Origin of the sequence: Congregibacter sp. (assembly GCF_045107095.1) — a bacterium.
Taxonomy (GTDB): domain Bacteria; phylum Pseudomonadota; class Gammaproteobacteria; order Pseudomonadales; family Halieaceae; genus Congregibacter.
Window position 1 is genome coordinate 1 of the sequence record NZ_JBGCFU010000118.1, and the last position, 3,549, is coordinate 3,549.

Genomic DNA, 3,549 nt, shown 5'->3' on the forward strand with positions numbered 1-3,549 from the left:
TTCCCTTGGAAACAACTTCGATCTTCAACCTGGGGATCTCTACTGGCTGAAGGCCGGAAGTGGCGCACTGCACGATGAAGCACCGCGGCCCGGGTCTCGAATTCACGGTCTTCAGGTGTTCGTGAATCTAACGCAACAGCAACGTCATGACACCCCGGAGTCTCTTCTGGTCCGCCGCGGAGATATGCCTGTTTTGTCAGGAAAAAACTACCGCGTTCATGTCGCAGTCGGTAGCTCAAATGGCGTTACTGGCAGCAGTGGGTTGGACTCTTCCATGACCATTCTAGATGGGCATGTCCTCGAACAGGGCGAGTTCTCTCATCGACTGAGCACAAATCGCAATGCCTGGATACATGCCATCGATGGAGACCTGAAGGTATCAGTGGACGGCTCGCCCCACACACTCAAGCACGGCGAGGCACTGACAGTCAGCACCTTTCCAAATGGCCCGACTGTGGAAATCGTGCTGCAGAGCAATATCAGGGAGGCCGCGCACTTCGCCCTTTTCGAGGCGGAACCTATTAACGAACCCTATGTGCAGCGAGGCCCGCTTGTCATGGGATCCCCAACAGAAATCGAGGAGGCCGAGGCTGCCTACGCGGCCGGTCGCTTTGGCGCCATCAGCTAAACCGCTTCCAACCAAAACCAAAACCGAAACCAAAAGAGGATATGAATATGAATACAGCTATCTTGAATCCTACGCCGCTTACTACCGATAACGCCGCACTGTTACTGGTTGACCACCAGGTCGGCCTGATGACGGGCATACGTGATTACTCGATCGCAGAGCTCAAACACAATGTTGTGGGACTCGCTAAGGCCGCAGATGCTCTCGGTCTGCCAATTATTACGACAACGACTTCTGCAGAGACGTTATGGGGTCCTGCGTTTCCAGAACTACAGGATGCCCTGCCCAACCAAAAATTCATCGATCGCACGACGGTAAATGCGTGGGATGACCCTCGCGTTGAGGCGGCCATAAGAGCAACCGGGCGATCCAAGTTGATCTTTGCAGGAGTCTCGCTTGAGGTGTGTGCTGCCTTCCCCGCCATGCGCGCGCTGCGCGAAGGTTTCGAGGCCTATCTCGCAGTAGATGCCAGCGGCACCTTCAATATGACCAAACGCGAAACAGCGCTGCTGCGCCTCACGCAAGCTGGCGTTGTCGTAGCAGATGGGGCAAGTCTGATGGTCGAAATCCTTGCAGACAACGCCAATGAAAAAGCGGGTGATGTGTATGCCGCGCTGGGCATGGACTGGTCGATCCTGGTCGGTCAGGTCCGAGCAAGTACGTAGACCGATTCCACACAATCGCAGCGGAGACCACAACGTGAAAACACAAACAGACAAACGCCCGCCGAAGCGCCACAAGCTTGCACTTCTGACCTTCGTGGGGCTGCTCATACCGGTCTACACCATCCCACCGACGCTTCAGAGCGCCCTGCCTGACCATCACCTTTTCTCGGTGATTGCCTCAGTCGGTTTGATGGTGGTGTTCATGTCGTACCTGATCATGCCACTAATGAACTTTCTGGCAGGCGACTGGCTACGTCGCTGATAGCGACCTCGACGGTGTTTGGCGCGATCGGACAAGAATCTGGCATTAACGAGCAATAGTTTGCTCCGGACATTCCATAAGCTCTGACTCATCAACACCGACGGAACAGCACAGCAGCGAGTTTCCGAAGTAAATCTAAACGCGCGTACGCGCATTAAGTACCAACAGCAATGGAGAAGAAAAATGACTGACTCAACGATGACATCTTACGCAGCTACAACCCTCCGCCTGACTTCTGGCGGTCTATTCATCGCACATGGACTCTTGAAGGTATTGGTCTTCACGATGCCCGGAACCGTTGGCTACTTCGAAAGCCTTGGTCTGCCGGGGCCGCTGGCCTATCTGATCGTGATGGCCGAAATCATTGCCGGCGTTGGACTGCTATTGGGGATCGCGACCCGCACGATTGCGCTGGCGACCCTGCCAATTCTATTTGGCGCCACCTGGGCCCACGCCGGCAATGGATGGGCCTTTTCAAACAACGGAGGTGGCTGGGAGTTCCCACTTTTCTGGGCAGTCGTCCAACTCGCGATCGCCATGCTGGGAGGCGGCGCCTATGCACTGCAACCGTCACGCGCAAAGCCTGTCGCGCAACCTGCTTAACGAGAACAAATAGGGGGAATGATCAATGCTTGTTAACGGAAAATGGTCAGCGGACTGGCAACCGGTTCAAAAGGCCGACGATCAGGGCCAGTTCATACGCCAGATATCGGGTTTTAGAAACTGGATAACAGCGGATGGAAGCCCTGGCCCTACCGGCGAGGGCGGGTTCAAAGCCGAGGCAGGACGTTATCGACTCTACGTGGCATTGATCTGCCCTTGGGCGTCACGGACACTCATGGCGCGTAAACTCAAGAACTTGGCTGATCTGATACCCGTCACGGTTGTGAACCCCACCTTGGGTGACCAAGGGTGGAGCTTTGGTGGCTATCCGGGTGCAGACGACGATCCGCTATTTGGCTATTCTCACATCCATCAATTGTATACGCGAGCTGACGCAGACCACACGGGTCGCGCTACCGTACCAGTGCTTTGGGACGAACATCAGAATGTGCTGGTCAACAACGAGAGTGCCGATATCGTCCGCATGTTCGATACGGCGTTCGAATCTCTCGCGTCTTCATCAGTTCGGCTTTACCCACGCGAGTTCGCTGACGAGATCGATGCGCTGAACACACGAATCTACGAGAAGCTAAACAATGGCGTTTATAGGGCTGGTTTTGCAGGTTCACAGGGTGCTCACGATCAGGCCGTTCAAGACGTGTTCGAAATGCTGGATGAACTCGAAGACCGGCTCACCCGTGACTACCTCTTCGGTAGCAGAATCACTGAATCTGACATACGCCTCTTCGTAACGCTAATTCGATTTGATGCCGCCTACCACGGACTCTTTAAAACCAATCGCAAGCGCATCGCTGACTATCCCAGGCTTTCAGCCTACCTACAGAAAATATTAGAGCTGCCCAACATCCGAGCCACCGTGAATATGGATCACATCACACGCGGGTACTACTCGATTAAGACGTTGAACCCGTCGGGAATCAGGCCGGGGCTTCCCGATCACATCGCCAAACTACTGGCTTTCAACGACTGAACAATAAACAATCTGGATCAACCAGATCAGCGCACAGGGGCGCTCAATCGATAAGAACGCGGCGTCTCACCTGCCCAACGCTTGAACGCTCAGTTAAACCCGTTCTGCTCTGAAAAACCGGTAAGGAACGCGACTTCGATGAGACTCTAATCAGCCTCAGCAAGAAAGCCATAAGGTCATGCGTACTTTGATTTGATTTGATTTGATTTATTTTCCTTGTTCATCATCCTCCCCACACTGAATCTTCAGCAATCTGCAAATGCTGGTCGTCAAGATGACCATATCGCTGCGAGATCATGCGTGTGTCCCCCGGACAGGACTGAGGTCTGATAGCCTCGATAGGCCTCATCACCTAAAGTATTGAACATTTGAGAGCATACTCAGAAGCAGTCATTCATGG

General features: G+C 53.8%; 5 protein-coding genes. All 5 read left to right on the top strand.

From position 1 onward, the window contains the following. A partial coding sequence (locus AB8B76_RS14295) for a pirin family protein (protein ID WP_405273489.1) occupies positions 1-628 on the top strand: 628 nt, incomplete at its 5' end. Between the two features lie 47 nt (positions 629-675). Continuing rightward, positions 676-1,293 carry an isochorismatase family protein gene (locus AB8B76_RS14300; protein WP_405273491.1) on the top strand — a complete coding sequence of 206 codons (618 nt, stop codon included), beginning with the start codon at positions 676-678 and terminating at the stop codon, positions 1,291-1,293. Positions 1,294-1,327: 34 nt separating this feature from the next. Beyond that, positions 1,328-1,555, top strand: a complete 228-nt coding sequence (locus tag AB8B76_RS14305; protein WP_405273493.1) for a hypothetical protein — start codon at positions 1,328-1,330, stop codon at positions 1,553-1,555. Between the two features lie 183 nt (positions 1,556-1,738). After that, positions 1,739-2,158 (top strand): DoxX family protein, encoded by a 420-nt coding sequence (locus AB8B76_RS14310; RefSeq protein ID WP_405273495.1) that lies wholly within the window; start codon positions 1,739-1,741, stop codon positions 2,156-2,158. Between the two features lie 25 nt (positions 2,159-2,183). Then, entirely contained in the window at positions 2,184-3,149 is a 966-nt protein-coding gene (locus AB8B76_RS14315; RefSeq protein WP_405273496.1) for a glutathione S-transferase family protein, read from the top strand. The last annotated feature ends 400 nt before the right edge of the window (positions 3,150-3,549 follow it).